The organism is Providencia sp. PROV109, from assembly GCF_033681625.1.
Taxonomy (GTDB): Bacteria; Pseudomonadota; Gammaproteobacteria; order Enterobacterales; family Enterobacteriaceae; genus Providencia; species Providencia hangzhouensis.
Genome location: NZ_CP096320.1, coordinates 3,048,518 through 3,069,131, shown reverse-complemented (window position 1 = coordinate 3,069,131; position 20,614 = coordinate 3,048,518). Strand labels below are relative to the sequence as shown.

The 20,614-nt window shown below is 40.3% G+C and carries 16 protein-coding genes; 8 read left to right on the top strand and 8 right to left on the bottom strand.

The annotated features are described in order from the left end of the window. Positions 1-116 precede the first annotated feature (116 nt). Entirely contained in the window at positions 117-410 is a 294-nt protein-coding gene (locus M1F25_RS14150) for a 2OG-Fe(II) oxygenase family protein (RefSeq protein ID WP_094961698.1), read from the top strand. A 129-nt stretch (positions 411-539) separates the two neighbouring features. Beyond that, the gene (locus M1F25_RS14145) at positions 540-1,268 is read left to right on the top strand and encodes a DMT family transporter (RefSeq protein ID WP_232368684.1); all 729 of its coding nucleotides are present in this window, start codon (positions 540-542) and stop codon (positions 1,266-1,268) included. A 153-nt stretch (positions 1,269-1,421) separates the two neighbouring features. Here the strand turns inward: M1F25_RS14145 and fbpC are convergent, their stop codons facing one another. The 7 genes from fbpC to M1F25_RS14110 form a co-directional block, all read right to left on the bottom strand. Then, on the bottom strand, positions 1,422-2,462 hold the full coding sequence (gene fbpC, locus M1F25_RS14140; protein ID WP_036959014.1) for a ferric ABC transporter ATP-binding protein: 1,041 nt from the start codon (positions 2,460-2,462) through the stop codon (positions 1,422-1,424). Positions 2,463-2,478: 16 nt separating this feature from the next. Beyond that, the gene (locus tag M1F25_RS14135) at positions 2,479-4,557 is read right to left on the bottom strand and encodes an ABC transporter permease (RefSeq protein ID WP_096863437.1); all 2,079 of its coding nucleotides are present in this window, start codon (positions 4,555-4,557) and stop codon (positions 2,479-2,481) included. Between the two features lie 202 nt (positions 4,558-4,759). Next, on the bottom strand, positions 4,760-5,791 hold the full coding sequence (locus tag M1F25_RS14130) for an ABC transporter substrate-binding protein (protein WP_004264950.1): 1,032 nt from the start codon (positions 5,789-5,791) through the stop codon (positions 4,760-4,762). Positions 5,792-5,805: 14 nt separating this feature from the next. Beyond that, positions 5,806-7,131 (bottom strand): MFS transporter family glucose-6-phosphate receptor UhpC, encoded by a 1,326-nt coding sequence (gene uhpC / locus M1F25_RS14125; RefSeq protein ID WP_036959008.1) that lies wholly within the window; start codon positions 7,129-7,131, stop codon positions 5,806-5,808. Positions 7,132-7,237: 106 nt separating this feature from the next. Further along, positions 7,238-8,764 carry an MASE1 domain-containing protein gene (locus M1F25_RS14120; protein WP_110591969.1) on the bottom strand — a complete coding sequence of 509 codons (1,527 nt, stop codon included), beginning with the start codon at positions 8,762-8,764 and terminating at the stop codon, positions 7,238-7,240. Between the two features lie 7 nt (positions 8,765-8,771). After that, complete coding sequence (locus M1F25_RS14115; protein WP_144140264.1) at positions 8,772-9,398, bottom strand: response regulator transcription factor; 627 nt, start codon at positions 9,396-9,398, stop codon at positions 8,772-8,774. A 156-nt stretch (positions 9,399-9,554) separates the two neighbouring features. Next, entirely contained in the window at positions 9,555-10,580 is a 1,026-nt protein-coding gene (locus M1F25_RS14110) for a methyltransferase (RefSeq protein WP_096863440.1), read from the bottom strand. A gap of 1,236 nt (positions 10,581-11,816) precedes the next feature. Here M1F25_RS14110 and M1F25_RS14105 point away from each other — a divergent pair. The 5 genes from M1F25_RS14105 to glnB all read left to right on the top strand — a co-directional run bounded on the left by M1F25_RS14105 (position 11,817) and on the right by glnB (position 17,485). After that, complete coding sequence (locus M1F25_RS14105) at positions 11,817-13,256, top strand: sensor histidine kinase (protein WP_153673946.1); 1,440 nt, start codon at positions 11,817-11,819, stop codon at positions 13,254-13,256. Further along, positions 13,256-14,086 (top strand): two-component system QseEF-associated lipoprotein QseG, encoded by an 831-nt coding sequence (gene qseG, locus M1F25_RS14100; RefSeq protein WP_181488178.1) that lies wholly within the window; start codon positions 13,256-13,258, stop codon positions 14,084-14,086. The genes M1F25_RS14105 and qseG overlap by 1 nt, the downstream gene beginning before the upstream one ends. Beyond that, positions 14,083-15,423, top strand: coding sequence for a two-component system response regulator GlrR (gene glrR / locus M1F25_RS14095; protein WP_004264938.1), 1,341 nt, complete (start codon positions 14,083-14,085; stop codon positions 15,421-15,423). The genes qseG and glrR overlap by 4 nt, the downstream gene beginning before the upstream one ends. Before the next feature lie 88 nt (positions 15,424-15,511). Then, complete coding sequence (locus tag M1F25_RS14090) at positions 15,512-17,134, top strand: NAD+ synthase (RefSeq protein ID WP_004264936.1); 1,623 nt, start codon at positions 15,512-15,514, stop codon at positions 17,132-17,134. A 12-nt stretch (positions 17,135-17,146) separates the two neighbouring features. After that, complete coding sequence (glnB, locus tag M1F25_RS14085) at positions 17,147-17,485, top strand: nitrogen regulatory protein P-II (RefSeq protein ID WP_004912721.1); 339 nt, start codon at positions 17,147-17,149, stop codon at positions 17,483-17,485. Between the two features lie 187 nt (positions 17,486-17,672). Here glnB and hmpA read toward each other — a convergent pair whose 3' ends face one another. Continuing rightward, the gene (gene hmpA / locus M1F25_RS14080) at positions 17,673-18,872 is read right to left on the bottom strand and encodes an NO-inducible flavohemoprotein (protein ID WP_004264934.1); all 1,200 of its coding nucleotides are present in this window, start codon (positions 18,870-18,872) and stop codon (positions 17,673-17,675) included. 461 nt (positions 18,873-19,333) lie between these two features. Between hmpA and glyA the strand changes: the two genes are divergently transcribed. After that, complete coding sequence (gene glyA, locus M1F25_RS14075) at positions 19,334-20,587, top strand: serine hydroxymethyltransferase (RefSeq protein WP_004264933.1); 1,254 nt, start codon at positions 19,334-19,336, stop codon at positions 20,585-20,587. The last annotated feature ends 27 nt before the right edge of the window (positions 20,588-20,614 follow it).

The window sequence follows — 20,614 nt, the reverse complement described above, 5'->3', positions numbered from 1 at the left end:
ACTTATCTGATTCAATAAAAATAATTTTTGCTGATTTAATTTCAGTTGTTAATGATGTTAAATTTAAAAACTTTTTAGAAAACCTAACAGGAAGTAAAGTAAATATTATATCAAACATGTACTTAAGCAAGTTTGATAAAGATGATTTTCTAACTACACATTGTGACTCCGATGATGGGATAGGTATTGTAATTAACCTAACAAAGGAATGGGAAGCAAATTATGGAGGATTAACGATGATTTTAGATAAGGATAAAAAGACAATTTTAGATACTTTTATCCCGTCATATTTAAATATTTTAATTTTTGATACAAAAAAAAGAAAAATCCCACATTTCGTTTCCACAGTGACATCTAATAGAACAAGTAAAAGAATGGCATTAGTTGTGAGGTATAATGAAGCAAATTAAAGTACTTCTTTGTGCTATTTTAATATCATTCATATGGGGGAGTGCATTTCCTATATCAAAACTAGCGATTGACCAAGTAGGTGTTTGGGCTTTTAGAATCTACTCCCTAATTATTTCAGTTATTTTTTTGTGCTTTGTTTTTTCTTTTTTAGTCGGTGTCGGTTTAATTTTCGAGAGTTTGTAAACAGTATCCCACTTGGTTTTTTAAATATTTTTTTAGTTCCTATATTAAATAGTTTGGCGTTAAAGTATACAGAAGCGGTAAAGGCATCTGTACTTGTTTATACAATGCCAGTAATGGCAACAGTTGTATTGGGTGTAATAAATAAACATATTGAAACTCGGTCAGTATTTGTATCTTTGTTATGCATTAGTGGTATTTTTATCTTTATATCACCAGTTGGTATAAGTATTGGTGAAATGATAATTTTATTAAGTGCATTTATGTGGGCACTAGGAACTATTTTATCTGAAAAAATTACCATGAAAATAAACCTAACTTCAAAAGTATTTTATCAAAATATAGTATCATTTGTTTTTTTTATTTTATTAATTCCATTTTTAAATGTTGATTTAAACATATTGAGTAATATACATTCTGAATTTTTTATGAGTGTATATATACCAATTATCTATATGGGGATAGCTAATGGCGTGATTGTTTATGTTCTTTGGTATTATATGATAGAGTATGGTGGCGCAAAGCTTTCATCATACTCAATTCTTATTTCACCAATCATTAGTGTGATGATTTCATCCTACCTTTTAGATGAGACAATGACAATTTCGATGATAATCGGTATGTTATTTATTTTGTTAAGTATGTTAATTGTACTTTCAGAAAAAAATAAAAATTGATATTGAAGTCACCGATAATATGCTTTTAGTGATTATTTTCTTATGGGGCACATTCCCCCTCCGCCCTTATGGGCGAAGGGAGAATGTGCTATTCACAATGCTAAGTTTCCCTTGTTACCTAATGACATTTTGTATTATTCAAAGAGTGGGATATTACTCAAGAATAAACATGCCGTATGGGTGGATCTGCAAATAGAGGTTTTCCCCGACAGAAGGTTGTAATTGAGTGGCATTAATTTGCAGCAACATTGATTGGCCATGCCAATCAACAGTGACTTCATATTGAGGCCCCATATAAGCAACATGAGTCACTGTACAGCGTTGGCTGTCTTCACCTTGTAAACTCAGCGTGATAGCTTCGGGACGAACCCCCACAGTTACCGCGGTTTTATCAGTAACAAACTGTTCTGGGCGTGGTAAGCGATAATTGAAAATATCCACGGAATCCGCACTGAGTGTCGCAGGGAAAATATTGGCATCCCCCATAAAGCTGGCCATAAATTTTGACGCTGGCTGGCGGTAGAGCTCTTGCGGTGAGCCGAGTTGCATGATTTTCCCTTTATTCATGACCAACACCATATCCGAAACCGCAAAGGCCTCGCTTTGGTCGTGGGTAACATACAAAGAGGTGATATTAAACTGCTGCTGTAACTCACGGATTTTTTCACGCATGCTACGACGTAAATTTGCATCCAAGTTACTTAATGGCTCATCGAACAACAGCACTTTTGGCTTAAGGATCAATGCGCGAGCTAAGGCAACTCGTTGCTGTTGTCCCCCAGAAATTTGGTCGACAAAGCGGTCAGCAAAACCAGCTAAATCAACTAATTCTAATGCCTCGTCAACTCGTTTTTTTATTTCGGCTTTGGGTAATCCTAACATTTTTAAGCCATAACCCACGTTGTCCCCCAAGGACATATGCGGGAACAGGGCATAAGATTGGAAAACCATACAGATATCGCGTTGTTGAATGGAACGGTCTGTCACATCTTCACCGTCAATAAACATACGGCCTTCAGTCGGTTTTTCTAAGCCAGCCACTAAACGCAATACGGTGGTTTTACCGCAGCCTGATGGGCCGAGTAGGGTCACCATGCTACCTTGCGGAATTGAAAGACTTAAATCATCGATGACGGTATTGTTGCCAAAGCGTTTAGTCACATTTTTTAGTTCAACAAAATGATGTTGTGTCATGTCAGTTACTCCATGATTACTGTGCATTTTTGGCTTTGGAACGTGAAACACGGGCTTCGCCAATCAAATAGTCAAATAAGAAAATAATTGCCAACATTACGACAATCAGGATTGAGCCATAGGCAATGGCAACACCATATTCACCGTCTTCAACACGGTTCAAAATATAAGCCGTTGCGACGCGAGTATCTGGAGTAACCAAGAATACAATCGCACTGACAGTGGTGATCGCGCGGACAAAGCTATAAATCAACGCCGATAAAATGGCTGGGCGCAACAAGGGTAATAGGATAAAGAAGATGGTACGCATTGAACCCGCTCGTAAGCTGAGTGACGCTTCATCCAATGATTTATCAATTTGCCCTAAACCTGCAATACCAGCACGGATACCCACAGGGACGTTACGCATGGTCATTGAAATAATGACGATGGCAGCCGTTCCCGTTAAATAAAACGGTGAGTCGTTAAAGGCTAAAATGTATGACACACCTGCCACGGTACCTGGAACCGCAAAACACAACATCGTCGTGAATTCGATGGTCTTTTTACCACGGAAGTCTTGGCGAACTACGATATAGGCAATTAGTAAACCAAGGATCGCGGTAATAGGTGCCGCAATACCTGCATACAGAAGCGTATCTAACAGTGACGGCCATGCACCATCGCTCATACCCTGACCAAATAATTTAATAAAATTATCTAAGGTTAATGTGTAATCAACACCCCAGTTCACGGTAAAGCTACCGTAGAAAATGCTACCGTATAACAATATGTTAAATGCAACCCAAATAGCTAAGAAGGTCGTTACAGTGGCAATTAACGATGTTGGTAACGGCTGAACATCACCACGGTAAGATTTCCCGGACACAGTGACATAGGAGCGTTTGCCTATCCACATATACTGAACGCAGAAGACTAAAAGTGAGAACACTAGTAGTGACGCACCCAAGGTACTGGCGGCTTGATAATCTAACTGCGACCCAGTGATATAGAAGTAAATTTGCGTCGCGAGTACGTCGAAGTTACCACCTAAAACTAATGGGTTACTAAAGTCAGCCAATGATTGCACTATGACGATTAAAAATGCGTTTGCCAAAGCAGGTTTCAGTAATGGCATAAATACATTAAAGAAAGTTTGGTAACGGTTGGCACGCAATGTATAAGACGCTTCTTCTAAAGATGGGTGAATGGTTTTAATCGCACCATCTAAAATCATGAATGACATCGGGGTGAATGCTAGCACTTGCGCTAACCAAATTCCCGTAAAGCCATATAGCCAGTTGGTATTTTCAAGGCCCATATAAGTAGCAAGGAATTCGGTAATATACCCTGAACGCCCCATCATCAATGTGACCCCTAGACCGACGACAAATGGGGGAGTGACGATAGGCAAAATAGAAAAAACACGGCCAATGATGGCGGAGCGTTTAGCAATACGCGTCGTATAAATGGCTAAAATTAAACCAAAGAAAGTACAGCCAGCCCCTACTGCTAACGATAAAAATACAGAGTTAATAATAACTTGGACAATATGCGATTGTGTCAAAATTGCCACAAAGGCGAATGGCGCAAAGTCTCCATTTCCATCAGTGAACATTGGGATAAAAATAGCGACACTTGGGAACACAATAAACAGGGTTATTAAAGCAACAACGGTGATCAGTGAGCCAATAACAAACTGGTCTCCACCGAGCCACTCAAGGCGGGTTAACGCCAATGTCATCACCATTCCCAAGGCGATAAATAGCACAATAGCTGAGTAACCTAACCCTTTTCCTTCAAAGTAGGAGGTTAAGATCACCACGGCGGCGGTGATAACAGCCACGCCAATATCGACGTAATGCCGTGTTTTATGATAACGATCCGCTGGTGTTAACGGGCGAATAAATAAAATAGAAGGTAATAAATACCAAAGCCAACTAATGTTTAGGCTACTCCAACCGTAAGCCGCTATGATCTCGTCTTGTGTTGAATCAAGTACGCCATAGTCTAGGCTCCAAGAAGGTAGTAACGCGAAACCTAGCCATGCAATCAGCAACCAAAAGAATATGCTATCCTTTTTGGTTGGGGTCGATAAGGTTAGGGTTTGAGACATAGTTCCCCCTAAGCTCGTCATATTTTGCGCTGTCACGGTATTGGCTTCACTCCGTTACCCTAGTCACATACTTATGTATGCTCCTAGGGATAACGTCACTTGCCGCCTAGTGACAACACTCATAATTTGAAGCTTAATTAAATTAATTTTTTATTTTAGTTAAGTAAGTGCTCAGTGCGGCGAGTTAACGCCGCACTTAATGCTATTTGCTCATTTTGACTTCAGTAACCCATTTATTGATAAGGTTTTTACGGACGTCAGCATCACCGTATTTATCCATATCGTAATTAATTAGGTTCAAATCATTGAGTTTTAATGAAATAGGCGAGGATTCTGCCGTTGTGTTGGTTAAGATTTGGTAAGATTTCCCTTCTTTCCAGCTCAGCTCTTGAGCTTCTTTCGATAAGACGAAATCAACGAATAATTTGGCGTTGTCCATATTACGCGCGTTTTTCAGGATACTGATCCCGCCGATTTCATAGCCTGTTCCTTCACAAGGAGCGATGAGTTCTAACGGCGCACCGTTTTCCACTTCTAATGAATAATCATGCAAGAAGCCAATACCAATTGCCGACTCACCACGAGCCGCATTACGTGCTGGAGCAATACCTGACTTGGTATATTGTGATATGTTAGCATTTAATTTTTTTAGATAATCAAAGGCTTGCTCATTTCCCCATAATTGGTCGAAAGTGGCTAATGCAGTATAAGCAGTTCCTGAACTTTGTGGGTCTGCGATTTGAATTTCGCCTTTATACTCAGGTTTTGTTAAATCTTTCCAGCAAGTTGGGATCGGCAAACCTTTTTCTTTTAAGCGGTCTTTATTGACACCGAAGCCTAAAATACCGATGTAAACTGCGGAAGAATAATTACCTTTACGTTTTGCTGGGTCTTGGAACTGCGGCATAATTTCAGACAGATTTGGCGACTTGTATGGCTCAAGTAAATCCATTTCTCCTGCTTGTGAATGAGGGTCTAATGTACCGCCATACCACACGTCAGCTTGTGGGTTACGTTTTTCAGCCTCAATTTTGGCTAAAGTACTACCAGAACCGTTACGTACAAAGGTGGTTTTGACATCGTATTTTTTCGCAAAAGCTTGCGTTTCAGTTTCACACATGGCGTTAGTGGCGCTACAGTAAACAACCAAACGGCCCGCAGCATTTGCAGTGGTAGAAATAGCCGCTAGCGATAAACCAGCAGCGATGAGCGTAGAGAGAGTTTTCAGTTTCATTTTCAGTCCTTTATTCAGGTTTTATTATCAGAGGGTGAAACGGTGCCTGCTAAATGCTCTCGCTTGCTGACATTGGCAATCAATAGAGGCATTAGCAGTAATCCCATCAAAGCCGCAGCACTGGCCAGTAAAGAAAACATCCCTGACCAACCATAATGTGCAATGACTTGAGAGAGTGGCCATCCCGCAATTGCCGCCCCTAAATAGGCGTACAATCCAAGATAGCCCGTTACCGCCCCAGCTGCTTTTTTATGACAATATTCTGTTGCAGCTAAGCCGATTAACATTTGCGGTCCAAACACAAAAAATCCGATAGCAAAGAAACATACAGCCAATAAAGCGTAGTGATGAATTGGTGTTAACCATAAGGCGCTAACTGAGACACAAAGCCCCAAAGAAAACAGTAGGATCATTGGCGCTCGTTGGCCGCGAAATAGGATATCAGAGCCCCAGCCAGAGCAGAGAGCACCTAATAATCCCCCCAATTCAAATAACGATAATGTTGCATTTGCACTGAGTAAATTAGTGCCATGTTTCTCTGTTAACCATAAATTCCCCCAATCGTTTATCGCCATGCGAATGAGATAAACCAAAATATAGGAGAAACCCAGTAACCAAATCATACGGTTAAAAATAATGGCATCTTTTAAAATCGTTAACATTGGCATGGGAGGGGACAAACGCTCTTGGCGTAACTCCAACACATCTTGTCGCCATTGCCCCACGCTTGGAAGCTGTTCTTCTTGTGGTGTGCCACGTAATTGGCGGCACAGCCATAACCCAATGATGACTCCAATAACGCCAGGGACAATTAATGCCATTTGCCAGCTGTACTGGGTTGCCAATAATGCCGTTAGCAGAGGCAGTAACATTCCCCCTAGGTTGATGGAAATATTCCACAGCCCCCACCAAAACCCACGTTCATTGCGTGAATACCAGTGCGTTAGAATGCGTGCGCAAGGTGGCCAGCCCCAGCCTTGAAAAAAGCCATTTAGTGTCCACACGATTAATAACGCCGGAAACGATAAGCAATAGGCAAAAATAATATTTAGCAGCCCTGTCATCACTAAGCCGACACCCATAAACCAACGGTATCCGGTGATATCGTGGAAAATTCCCGATAAAAACTTAGAAATACCGTAGGTTAAATAAAATGCAGTCGCTATCCAGCCAATATCGCTTTTATCGAGAAACAGCTCGTTTTGCATGACAGGCATCACGAAGTTAAAACTCTTTCGCGTAAGGTAAAAAGTGGCATAACCAATAATCATTGATAGCATTAAGCGGCGACGCCAAAAACGATACGTGTTATCCAGACTCAAGGTGTCTTTACCTGTCATAGGGCGGTTTCTCTTGTTAGGCAAAATGTAATCAAGTTTTTAACAAAAAGGATGAGAGAAGGTATTAGGGGACTAGGAATAATTCCTAGTTTTGCGATGTTTTATCTCAAAATGTGGGCAAGTTAACACTTATTTGTGTTCCGTTTTGTGTGGTCAATGTCCAGTCACCACCTAAGGCTCGAACTCGTTCCTCAATACCGCGCAAACCAAAGCCACTCGTGCGTTTGCTAAATGGAATACCAACACCATTGTCATCAACAACTAGCTGGATCGAGTCACCTATTTGCTTAAGAGATATGTGAATTTGTGTGGCTTTTGCATGTTTACTGATATTGTTAAGTAATTCTTGGACGAGGCGATAAAGTGTAAATAAAACCGTTTCATTGATCGGCGTTTCTTGTAAGCCATAATGAAAGTGACATTGAATATTATTCTGTGGAAAAGAAAATTCAGTAATTAAGTGCTTAAGTGCATTTTCAAGGGACATTTCATCCAATACGGGAGGGCGCAATTGGCGTAATAATTGCCGCGTAGATTGGTGAATTTGCTGAGCTAGTTCATTTATTTGACTTGCTGCTTGGTGGCTGATGTCGTCAGACGCTGTTTTTTTCACTAGCATTGACTGAATTTGGATGGCAGTAATATTTTGCCCAATTTCATCATGCAACTCGCGAGCAATCGCTTTTTTGATATCTTCCTCGGTATGAACGAGTTGTAACATTAAGTCGCGTCGCGCTTTTAGCTCTTGCTCTAAGCGTTGTCGATAGCGCTGTAGGTTACTCGCCAGTTGTTTTTGTCGGCTAATTGCTATCCCAAGCCCAATGCCAATTAAGGCTTGGGAACTGAGAAACATTTCTAGCTCTTCTAAATCAACAAAGGCACCGTGAAATTGCCGTGCAAAAGTAATAATTAAACTGCCTAATAATGCAGAAAGTACGCCGCCCTGCCAACCATAGCGATAAGCCATAAAAACATTAGGAATAAAAACGAGTAGGACAATTAACCGCTCAATTTCGGGGGCAAAAAAGACTTGGGCACTCAACCCAACGACACAGAATAGAAAACACCAAACTATTAAAGAGGTTCGTAATTGTTTATCTGGCGTTCCATAATCAAGGAGCATTTGGTAGTGCTGCTCGTGGAGATACTCATAAATGAGATAAACAAAAGGAGAGAGAAGTATTCCTCCGGTGAATGTTGTTAGGAATAATTGGCTAATGGAATAAGATGATAACCCACTGAATAATAAAGCGTGTAATACACTATTTGCGGCGACACCTGCGAGCAATAATAGTAATCGTTGCCAATATAACGTATAGCGCCACCAAATGTTTTGAATGACGAAGGCAACACCGAGACTCAATAATGGAGATAACAGTAAAACAGGTTGGAAGAGCAGTTGCTCTGATGATAACCAAAAATTTAATATCCCTTCGCTGAGTAGTAGTGTTGGCCAGTAACGTCGCCACAGGATAATCATCAATGCTAGGCGCAAGCCTTGTGGAAGAAATAAAGTTGCTTGAAAACTGTTTTGACTTAAATAAAAGCCGATGATCCACAACCCAATCCATAACAGAGAATAGGTAAAAAATAGAAAGATGGATTGCAGTGTTAAACGTAAGCTTTTATTCATGCCTAAATTACCTTGATATTAGGTTATGTTCTAACGCGTAATGAACAAGGTCGATGGTGTTTTCGCATTGTAATTTGCCTAATATATTTGCACGATGCACATGCACAGTTTTATGGCTTAATTCAAGTTGCTCTGCGATCACTTTTACACTCAAGCCAGCAACTAATAAATCAAACACTTCTCGTTCCCGAGGCGTGAGTTCTTGTAGACTTTGCTGCTGTTGGGGTGAGTGGCGTAACGCTCTCATGGCATCGGCGCATAGGTAGCAGCCTCCTTGTTGCACTGAGCGAACCGCTTGCACTAATTCTTCAGGGCCACAGCGTTTAGTTAAATACGCACTGGCTCCAGCATCTAAAGCACTTTGCACAAAAGCGGGGGTATCATAAATACTCAAGATAATGGTGCGAAAATCCGGCTTTTTTTGGCGCAATCGTGATAAAAGTTGCAAGCCGTTCTCATCTGGCATCGAAATATCCATGATGGCAACATCAATATCTAAATTAAGCAAATTAGGCCAAGCTTCTTGAGCATTAGCATATTGCCCGACAACCGAAATATCAGGTTCAAGTGTTAATAGTTGTGCGAAGCCAGAACGCACAACGATATGGTCATCAACTAACGCGATTTTTATCATATTTTTATCAATTTGATGAGTAGGGTATTGGCAAATCTTATAGCAAGACGAACAGGGATAAGCTACTAACATAATTTAAAATTCTGATATTCATCAGGTATTTTCTTTCATTATCCTGCTTTAGTGCTTTGATTGTATAAAGCAGGATAGCGGACGTTAAATGGGGTATGCTTCAATAATGGAAATATGACATTGTGTTGAAATAATTTGTTTTAATTGTAAGTTTGCTTGATTTAGCAGTGAATTGAACTCAGTTTCTGTGCGTTCATGGCCTTCATCAAATAAAACCATCTGTACTAAATCCATATTTTTACTGAAGTGGGGGTGATTGTCGTTGGTAACAATATTTTCAATGATTAGTAACTTAGAGTTAGGACTCATCGACTTTCTAATTGTTTTAAGTATCTTTATTGCAACAGTATCTGACCAATTATGAGTAATATACTTGAGTAAATAAATATCAGCTTCAGGGCAGGCTTCAAGAAATGAGCCAGCTTGGATGCTCCAACGTGTGGGGTCATCTAGTTGATTAAAAATATGTTTTTCTAATACTTGGGCTTTATCAAATAATATGCCTTTTAATGTTAAATTTGCTTTCATAACCTCTAAAAGTAACCCACCACAGCCGCCGCCAATGTCTGCAACGAGAGCGTTATCTGGGAAACTATAACTTTCTACGACAAATGCATTTTCTAATTTACTTACAGACGAAATGCCTTCGTGGAAATTATCACTATCAGTAATTCGTTCATCCCAATATTCATAAAAACTCATTCCAAACATGCTGTTAAACAAATGGGGCTCAAACGCGCTGCGGTGTAACTCGCCTGCGGGTAACCAGAACGAAGGGTCAGTAAACATCAATACCGCTTGCCGTAATGAAAACGTATTCTTTTCAGATAAATATTGTGCGGCGGGTGTGAGGTCAAATTTGTTATCAGGGGTTAGCTTAAAAATATCTTTAGTGGCTAATAATCGTAATAATCGAGTGAGTTCTCGGGGATTTGCTCCCGTTTCTTTGGCGAGTTCTTCAGCTGTTTTGGAACCTGATTGTAATGCTTCTGCAATACGCAGTTTCACCGCGGCACGTAGTGCAGCTTGGTATAAATAGCCAATAGATTGCTCTAAAATATGTAAAGCTGGTTGAAGATCCTGCATAGGTAATGAGGGCATTTTATTCATAAATACACCTTAAACGAGAAAGTAACAATAAAATATAATGATTGGTAAAGTATCTATGCTGTTTTTATTATAGATGGATTTAACCAAAGTCAAATATATCAATTATATATTGTTGTCTTGCTCTCTATCTTAATTAGTGCCTTACGGTAAATCATTAATTATTCTAATTTAATTTATATTAAGTGTATATTTAATGTGTGATTAAACGACAGTGTCTTAAATAAGAGACAAACACACTATAGCCGTGTCTCCAAAAGGCGACATTTATCTTATTGATATTTAAGGTATTTGAAAATGAGCTAATCGGGTGTCATAAATTAGCGACACTTAAGAAAAAACAGTAAGCGGGTACGGTGTATTAAAAAGTAGCTAAAGTGGGATTAAAAATAAATTTTGTTTTTAATCATGTAGATATAAAATTTCTTGAAAAGTTGGCACGGCTTGTGCATAATAATATTCAGTTGCTCATTCAACTTCTTATGTAGGTCCAAAATTAGTTGGGTACATACCACATAAACCAAGAATGACGCCAAAGTAAGGTGCCTACCGTCCAACAGCATAGATATTCGCCTTCGGGCCTTATCAAACACAGGGCGACACGTGGAGTGAGGCACCACCTATATGATTATCTTTAATGTAAAGACATAATCATATAAAAAGCATTATAGAAGTTGTTATCGCTGGCGGGGTGAAGGTCAATACTTCATCCCGCCTTCCTGTTTTATGCCCGTCATACTTCGAACCGCAGCGTTGTTACCTGCGTTCAGCCACTCTAGTCACATACTTTTGTATGTTTCATAGAGATATCTTCTCTTGCCGCCCTATGCCCGTCATACTTCGAACCGCAGCGTTGTTACCTGCGTTCAGCCACTCTAGTCACATACTTTTGTATGCTCCTAGAGATATCTTCACTTGGCGCCTAGCTGCAATCCGAATTATTTAGGGCATAGCTTAGTGTTTTATTTTTAAAGAAAAAACTAAAGAAAAGACGAAAGAATTCATTTAGTAAGACCTATCGATTCTTTTATGCTTTCGTTTATGCGAAAAAGGAACATCCGGAGCGTTGAACATACCTATCTGAAAATTATCATTTTTTACCAATTAACTTGGCACGTTCATTGCTTTTTGATTGTTACACTTAGTCTGATTTTAACGCTATGGGACACAGAATTTGGATTGTGCTTTTCGCATTACAGGGAGTTCTGCTACCATTGCAATACGTTTAATGGGTATGAGATGAATGTATTGAGTAAATGGCGTTTTTTCCCTCGCTCCTTGCGTCAACTAGTTGTGATGGCATTCTGGCTTGTATTACTTCCTTTATTAGTATTAGCCTATCAGGCATATCAAAGCCTAGAGCAACTGAGTAACCAAGCTGCCAATATCAATAAAACCACGTTACTTGACGCACGGCGTAGTGAAGTGATGAGTAGCCTCGCCTTAGAAATGGAACGGAGCTATCGTCAATATTGTGTTTTGCAAGATGCTACATTGCATACTCAATATCAGAAACAGTTTGCAGACTACCAGCAAATGTTTGAACGTCAGCGAACGATCTTACCTACCTCGTCAGACACTTCTGCATTGACTAAGACTTTGGATGTACTTAAAACGGTTGTGTGTGAAAACAATGAACCGACAGAAAAAATCACACGGGCTTTAGAACAATTTTCTGCCGAAAATGCCTCATTAGTGCAAGAAACTCGTGATGTGATTTTTAGCCGTGGGGAACAGCTGCAAAAAGCGATTGCGAATAAAGGCCAATTATTTGGTTGGCAAAGCTTAATTTTATTCTTATTAAGCGCATTGCTAGTGGCATTATTTACTCGGATGATTATTGGCCCAGTTAAAGCTATCGAACGAATGATTAACCGTCTCGGTACTGGGCGTACAATTGCGAATAATATTGAACGCTTTAAAGGCCCTAGGGAGCTACGGACAATCGCACAGCGGATTATTTGGTTAAGTGAACGACTCGCATGGCTTGAATCACAGCGCCACGAATTTCTACGCCATATTTCACATGAATTAAAAACACCTCTTGCAAGCATGCGTGAAGGAACAGAATTACTCGCTGATGAGGTGGCAGGGCCATTAACTGTGTCTCAAAAAGAAGTTGTAGAAATTCTTGATCACAGCAGTAAGCATCTTCAGCAACTTATTGAGCAATTACTTGATTATAATCGTAAGCTTGTCGATGACCCGCCAGAAGCACAAATTGTTGATTTACAAAAACTCATTGAAGATATTGTTAAAGCACATAATTTACCGGCACGGGCTAAAAATATTAAAACAGAAGTGCGTTTAAAAGTGGACAGCTGTTTAGCCGAACCCTCACTTTTAGGACGAGTTATTGATAATATCTACTCCAATGCGGTGCACTATGGTGGCGAATCAGGTAATATTTGGATCTCTAGTCGCCAAACAGGTAATAAGCTTCTGATTGAAGTTGCGAATACGGGGACGCCAATTCCTGAGTCTGAGCAAAGTATGATTTTTGAGCCGTTCTATCAAGGTTCACTACAAAGAAAAGGTGCTGTCAAAGGAAGTGGGCTAGGGCTGAGTATTGCGCAAGATTGTATTAAACAAATGGGGGGAGAACTTTCTCTCGTTCCCAACAAATCAGCAGATGTCTGTTTTAGAATTGAACTGCCTCTAACCGCAGAGAATGAATAATGGTAAATCGGTCTACAGGTGTTTGGGCGGTACTTTACCGTAACGCATCGTTAAGTAAATATAACCAAAGAGTACCTTATGTGATGAGACGTACAGGGCTCAATTTTGGGGCGGTTTTATTTTCCCTAATTTTAAGTGGATGTGTAGTAAAAAATGGTCAGTCACCACTCGAAACTCTGGCGCAAGTTGTTGTGCCTGAAGTTAAAGTCACAGACTACCGTTATACATCATGTGAATCTATTTGGAACAATGACCAGCCAACTGCACGGGAAAATGCATTATTTTGGTTACGAATGATGGACTGCGCAGATCGCACGGAAACCAGTCAAGCACGTGAAGATGCAGGTAAAATAGACGTAACAAATTGGTCGAGTGCATTTCAACAAAATATTTTGTTGAATTCTGCTGACCCGTCTATTGCAGAGCGCCGTAAAATGCTTGATAGCATAAATACGTACAGTTTGAATTTTCCTACTGGGGTACGTCCATTATTACAATTATGGCGTGAGCAACAAGTACAAATTATCAATCTGTCAGACGCGGGGGCTCGTTATAAACGCCTACAGCAAGAAATGGATTCAAAACTCGACCGTCTAAAGGAAGATAATGCTAAATTGGCTTTTGAACTGAATACAACCTCCCGTAAGCTTGAAAATTTAACGGACATTGAACGCCAGCTTTCTTCTCGTAAGAAAAGCACCAACGAAACCGAAAAAGATGTAGAGAATGGGGTTGAAGGAGATAAGCCTATTTCCTCAGAAGAGCCAAAGCCTGATAGCAGCGCATCTTCTCCAGTAGAGCAAAATTCATCGGAGAATGAACAAAAATGACGAATCGTAAGTCAGCAAATTTATTGCTAGTTGACGATGACCCGAGCCTTCTTAAACTGTTAGGTATGCGCTTGAGTAGTGAAGGTTTTAAAGTCACTACAGCAGAAAGCGGCCCTGAAGCACTAAAAATCTTACAAAAAGAAAAATTAGATTTAGTGATCAGCGATTTACGCATGGATGAAATGGATGGTATGGCGCTTTTCGATGAGATACAAAAAGCCCATCCAAACATGCCAGTTATCATACTCACTGCTCATGGTTCTATCCCTGATGCCGTCGCGGCAACACAACGAGGCGTATTTAGTTTTTTAACTAAGCCAGTAGATAAAGACGCATTATATAAAGCAATCGATGAAGCTCTCGCGCTCTCTTCGACACCGATTAGCGATGAGGAGTGGAGCGCTGGTATAGTCACGCGTAGCCCCTTAATGATTCGGCTATTAGAACAAGCGCATATGGTGGCACAATCTGATGTTAGCGTGCTAATTAATGGGCAAAGTGGTACAGGTAAAGAAGTTTTAGCTCAGGCTATTCATAAAGCTAGCCCTAGGGCACGTAAGCCGTTTATTGCCATTAACTGCGGTGCATTACCTGAACAATTATTAGAGTCTGAATTATTTGGTCATGCTAAAGGGGCTTTTACCGGCGCAGTAAGTAACCGCGAAGGGTTATTCTTTGCAGCCAGCGGTGGTACGTTATTTTTAGATGAGATTGGCGATATGCCAATGCCATTGCAGGTTAAATTATTGCGAGTATTGCAAGAACGCAAAGTTCGCCCTTTAGGTAGTAACCGCGATTTAGATATTGACGTGCGAATTCTCTCCGCAACTCACCGGAATTTGCCTAAAGCGATGGAAAAAAATGAGTTTCGTGAGGACCTCTACTATCGCTTAAATGTGGTTAATCTGCGTATTCCTGCGTTAAATGAACGTTCTGAAGATATTCCATTATTAGCAAATCATCTATTGCGTGAATCTGCATCACGGCATAAACCTTTCGTGCGTAGTTTTTCCAGTGACGCCATGAAGTGCTTAATAACAGCGAGTTGGCCGGGCAATGTTCGTCAATTAGTTAATGTTATTGAACAATGTGTTGCATTAACAACGTCTCCTGTTATCAGTGAAGCACTCGTCAGCCAAGCACTTCAAGGTGAAAATACGGCCTTGCCGACATTTGTTGAAGCTCGTAATCAATTTGAATTGAATTATTTACGTAAGTTATTACAAATGACAAAAGGGAATGTCACCCAAGCTGCCCGAATGGCAGGGCGAAACCGCACAGAATTTTACAAATTACTTGGTCGACACGATTTAGAAGCCAATGATTTTAAAGAATAAATAAGAATTATTTACCACATAGTTGTTATTGATTACATTATGTGGAATAAGGCAATTCATATTCACGCTCCGGGAGAAAAAACACCTTATGAGCCGTAAGCTTAATATTTCACTAGCACAACTTAATTGGTTAGTCGGTGACATCGAAGGCAACTGCGATCGCATGTTGCAAGTTGTGAGTGAACAAGCACCAAACACAGATATTGTCATGTTTTCAGAGCTGTCTTTGACAGGGTACCCACCAGAGGATTTAATTTTCCGAGCTGATTTTGAGGACCGCTGTTTAGTACAACTCGACCGTTTGCAAAAAGCCAGCCAAGAAACGGCAATTATTGTTGGTCATCCATGGTATGAAGGGGATGATATCTATAATGCATTGTCTTTTTTCTATCAAGGTAAATTGCATGCACGTTATTTTAAACAAGAATTACCAAATTACGGCGTGTTTGATGAGCCTCGTTATTTCACCGCAGATGAAAAAACCTGTGTTGTTGAATTTAAAGGTTACCAGCTCGGCTTATTGATTTGCGAAGATATTTGGTATGACGAACCGGTTGATGCAGTAAAAGGGGCTGGCGCTGAAATATTACTGACAATCAATGCATCTCCTTATGATATTAATAAAGAACATATTCGAACTGATTTATTAGTCGATCATTGTAAACGCACTCATATGCCAATTGTGTATCTCAATCAAGTTGGCGGGCAAGACGAATTGGTGTTTGATGGTGGCTCAAAAATCATTGCAAACAAAGGCAAGCAAACCTTTAAATTGGAAGAATTTAAAGAGCAGGTTATCACAGTGCAATTTGATGAACTTGCATTGGTGAGCGAAGGTAGCGTATTTATTGAGAATGACCCTGTGGCGCAGGTATACCAAGCTTTAGTCATGTCTACTCGCGATTACATCAATAAAAATGGTTTTAATGGGGCTATTTTAGGGCTATCAGGCGGGATTGATTCAGGGTTAACAGTGGCTATTGCCGTTGATGCAATAGGGAAAGAGCACGTGCAAGCGGTCATGATGCCATTCCGCTATACTTCTGAGATGAGTATCCACGACGCTAAAGAACAAGCTGATTTGCTTGGTGTTGAATTCGATATCGTATCTATCGAACCGATGTTTGATGCTTTTATGGCACAGTTAACGCCTATGTTTGAAGGAACCGCGGTTGATACAACTGAGGAAAACTTACAAGCGCGTTGCCGAGCCGTTATTTTAATGGCGATGTCGAATAAACGTCGTCGCTTAGTTTTGACTACCAGTAATAAAAGTGAGTCAGCGGTTGGCTACTCGACATTGTATGGTGATATGGCGGGTGGTTTTGACGTGTTAAAAGATGTGCCTAAAACCCTTGTCTTTGAGTTGGCTAAATACCGTAATACTATCTCTCCAGCAATCCCACAACGCGTGATTGATAGGCCGCCATCAGCAGAACTTGCGCCAGGGCAATTAGATCAAGACAGTTTGCCACCTTATGATGTGTTAGATGCATTATTAGAAGGCTATGTGGAAAAAGACTTGTCAGTTAATGACCTAATCAAACTTGGTTTTGATAAAGACGTGGTGCGCAAAGTTGTGCGCCTTGTTGATATTAATGAATATAAACGTCGTCAGGCCCCTGTTGGGCCACGTATTACGATGCGCAATTTTGGCAAAGACCGTCGTTATCCGATCACCTCAGGTTTTGGCCGTAAAAACTGGTCATAACAGGAATTATTTATGAAAAAAATTGATGCAATTATAAAGCCATTCAAACTTGATGATGTTCGTGAAGCGCTGGCAGAAGTGGGTATTACTGGAATGACAGTGACTGAAGTGAAAGGTTTTGGACGTCAAAAAGGGCATACTGAACTTTACCGTGGCGCAGAGTATATGGTTGATTTTTTACCTAAGGTAAAAATTGAAATTGTAGTACCTGATGACATCGTTGAAAACTGCGTCGAAACCATTATGCAAACTGCACAAACTGGCAAAATTGGTGATGGAAAGATCTTTGTTTATGATGTCGCTCGAGTGATCCGTATTCGAACCGGTGAGCAAGACGAAGAAGCAATTTAATAAATTAAGTTTGTATGAAAATGCGGTAACGGAAAATACACAGGAATGGGATTAGAATTGTGTATTTATTATGCGAGCCCGTTACCGCTAAATTAGAAAACTACGAATATTTAACTAGTTAACCCATTTTCTTCAGTTAATATGTTTCATAGAATGCTCTTCTAAACAGAAGAGCATTTTTTGTGAATTAATTGAGGGGTAATACCTTGTGTGGTCCAAAACATTCATAGTGAATAGCACTGGTATCGACACCCATTGCAATTAGCTGCTTACCTACGTGCTGCATAAACCCAACAGGGCCACAGAAATAGAATTGCATATTCGGTTGCTCAATCCATTCACGTACCAATTCTAAATTCATTAAACCTTCATATTGGTAATCAAACCCGAGACGATCTTCCTCTCTTGGTTGATTAAACCAAATCGCGGATTGGCTGGTTTGCTGTTTTGCTAATAGTTGTTGAATTTCGTGCCTAAAGGCATGAACGGCACCATTTTCAGCGGCATGGAACCAATTAACTTGTGCGTTGTGACCTTGTTCTGTTAGATGATTTAACATGCTCAGCATTGGAGTTAAACCAACGCCAGCAGAGATCAAGGTAACAGGTGTCTGACCATCAACATCAATAAAGAAATCACCACATGGAGGTGCGAGCAGTACACTATCACCTTCATTTAATTGTTGATGTAAGAAATTAGAAACGGAGCCTTGTTCTTCACGTTTTACCGCAATGCGGTAGCTACGGCCATTAGGTGCAGTGGTCAGAGAGTATTGGCGGATTTCTTGGTTTTCAAATCCCTGGTTGTTGACATAAATAGTGATATATTGGCCTGGGCGGTAATCAGCGACAGGTTGCCCATCGACAGGAACAAATTCAAAACTTGTAATCACATCACTTTGTGGTTGTTTTTGCGCTAATTTAAACTCACGTAAGCCTTCCCAACCCCCATTTTTATCCGCATTTTCTTGGTAAATTGCAGCTTCTCTACCAATAAAAATATCGGCTAAAACACCGTAAGCTCTTCCCCATGCATCAAGAACCTCTTGGCCTGGGTTGAGGAGTTCATCAATAGCCGCGAGTAAGTTTTCCCCGACGATTGGATAGTGCTCAGGTTTAATATTTAAGCTTACATGTTTTTGGGCGATTTTTTCGACAGCTGAAATAAGAGCCTCAGGAGTTTCAATATGCACAGCATATGCGCAGATAGCGTTGAAAAGGGCTTCTCGTTGGTCCCCATTCACTTGGTGAGTCATGTTAAAAATATCTTTTAATTCAGGATGCTGTTTAAACATCCGATCATAAAAATGCGCGGTCAGTTTTGGCCCTGTTTCAGCAATGGCAGGAATGGTTGATTTAACAATGGCAATGGTTTGGCTATCTAGCATACAGGTGCTCCTGAATTATTTTCATGTTCTCATTATAGTTATGGCAAAAGGCAAATTTTTGCGATCTAAAAATATTCCTTTGTAGATTAGTTAGATAAATTTATTTCATCTCAGCTAATCCCTATTTTTTGCGAACGATGAAGGTGATTTATAAAGATGTATTTTAAATACAACTTATAATATTTACGTGTTTATGTAAAGACTCAAATCGGAAAAATAGGGTGGATTTAGGCACATAATGAGAAGGGAATAGCAAATCTGGATGTTTGTCCGTTAAAAATTAAAATTTGAGCTATTTTATAATGAAGCCTTCAGAAGCAAATGAAGTGAAAAAAATTAATGCAATCGTTTGCGTATATTTTTTCTTTAGGGCTATCTCAAGAGAGAAAAAGAGTTTACACTGTGTGTCATTGCGATGAATCGATTTTCAACCTATTGAATTGCTGAGGCAGGAGAAGCGAATGTTAAAGCGTGAAATGAATATTGCTGACTACGATCCGAAATTATGGGAAGCAATGGAGCAAGAAGTACAACGTCAAGAAGAACACATTGAATTAATTGCTTCTGAAAACTATACCAGTCCACGAGTCATGCAGGCTCAAGGTTCTCAGCTAACCAATAAATATGCAGAAGGCTACCCAGGCAAACGCTACTATGGCGGTTGTGAGTATGTTGACGTGGTAGAGCAATTAGCGATTGACCGTGCGAAAGAACTATTTGGTGCTGACTATGCGAACGTGCAGCCGCACTCAGGTTCACAAGCTAACGCTGCAGTTTACATGGCGTTACTACAGCCAGGTGATACCGTTCTGGGAATGAACCTAGCACATGGTGGTCACTTAACTCACGGTTCACCGGTTAACTTCTCAGGTAAACTGTACAACATCGTGCCTTACGGTATTGATGAAAGCGGTAAAATTGACTACGACGATATCAAAGCGCAAGCGGAAAAACACAAACCAAAAATGATTATCGGGGGTTTCTCTGCGTACTCAGGTGTCGTTGATTGGGCAAAAATGCGTGAAATCGCAGATGGTATTGGCGCTTACCTGTTTGTTGATATGGCTCACGTTGCAGGTTTGATTGCTGCGGGTGTTTATCCAAACCCAGTTCCTCATGCACACGTTGTGACAACAACAACGCATAAAACTTTAGCGGGTCCACGTGGTGGGTTAATTTTAGCTAAGGGTGGTGATGAAGAGTTGTACAAAAAAATCAACTCAGCGGTATTCCCTGGATCTCAAGGTGGCCCTTTAATGCATGTTATTGCAGGTAAAGCGGTTGCTCTGAAAGAAGCGATGGAACCTGAATTCAAAGTTTATCAACAGCAAGTTGCTAAGAATGCGAAGGCAATGGTCGATGTTTTCCAAAAACGTGGCTACAAAGTGGTATCTGGCGGAACTGAAAACCACTTATTCTTAGTTGATTTGGTTGATAAAGACATTACAGGTAAAGATGCAGATGCTGCACTTGGCCGTGCAAATATCACTGTTAACAAAAACAGTGTACCGAACGACCCTAAGAGCCCATTTGTAACGTCTGGTGTACGTATTGGTTCTCCTGCGATTACGCGTCGTGGCTTCAAAGAAGCAGAAGCGGGTGAGCTAGCTGGCTGGATGTGTGATATTCTAGACAACCTCAATGACGAAGCGACCATTGAGAGCGTGAAGCAAAAAGTATTAGCAATTTGCAAAAAATACCCAGTTTACGCATAACATAACGTATTATTAATTACTGAAACC

Bases quoted from the DNA above. Each gene is read 5' to 3' on its own strand.
- M1F25_RS14150 (WP_094961698.1), top strand. From the start codon at position 117: ATGTACTTAAGCAAGTTTGATAAAGATGATTTTCTAACTACACATTGT.
- fbpC (WP_036959014.1), bottom strand. From the start codon at position 2,462: ATGACACAACATCATTTTGTTGAACTAAAAAATGTGACTAAACGCTTT.
- M1F25_RS14135 (WP_096863437.1), bottom strand. From the start codon at position 4,557: ATGTCTCAAACCCTAACCTTATCGACCCCAACCAAAAAGGATAGCATA.
- M1F25_RS14130 (WP_004264950.1), bottom strand. From the start codon at position 5,791: ATGAAACTGAAAACTCTCTCTACGCTCATCGCTGCTGGTTTATCGCTA.
- uhpC (WP_036959008.1), bottom strand. From the start codon at position 7,131: ATGACAGGTAAAGACACCTTGAGTCTGGATAACACGTATCGTTTTTGG.
- M1F25_RS14120 (WP_110591969.1), bottom strand. From the start codon at position 8,764: ATGAATAAAAGCTTACGTTTAACACTGCAATCCATCTTTCTATTTTTT.
- M1F25_RS14115 (WP_144140264.1), bottom strand. From the start codon at position 9,398: ATGATAAAAATCGCGTTAGTTGATGACCATATCGTTGTGCGTTCTGGC.
- M1F25_RS14110 (WP_096863440.1), bottom strand. From the start codon at position 10,580: ATGAATAAAATGCCCTCATTACCTATGCAGGATCTTCAACCAGCTTTA.
- M1F25_RS14105 (WP_153673946.1), top strand. From the start codon at position 11,817: ATGAATGTATTGAGTAAATGGCGTTTTTTCCCTCGCTCCTTGCGTCAA.
- qseG (WP_181488178.1), top strand. From the start codon at position 13,256: ATGGTAAATCGGTCTACAGGTGTTTGGGCGGTACTTTACCGTAACGCA.
- glrR (WP_004264938.1), top strand. From the start codon at position 14,083: ATGACGAATCGTAAGTCAGCAAATTTATTGCTAGTTGACGATGACCCG.
- M1F25_RS14090 (WP_004264936.1), top strand. From the start codon at position 15,512: ATGAGCCGTAAGCTTAATATTTCACTAGCACAACTTAATTGGTTAGTC.
- glnB (WP_004912721.1), top strand. From the start codon at position 17,147: ATGAAAAAAATTGATGCAATTATAAAGCCATTCAAACTTGATGATGTT.
- hmpA (WP_004264934.1), bottom strand. From the start codon at position 18,872: ATGCTAGATAGCCAAACCATTGCCATTGTTAAATCAACCATTCCTGCC.
- glyA (WP_004264933.1), top strand. From the start codon at position 19,334: ATGTTAAAGCGTGAAATGAATATTGCTGACTACGATCCGAAATTATGG.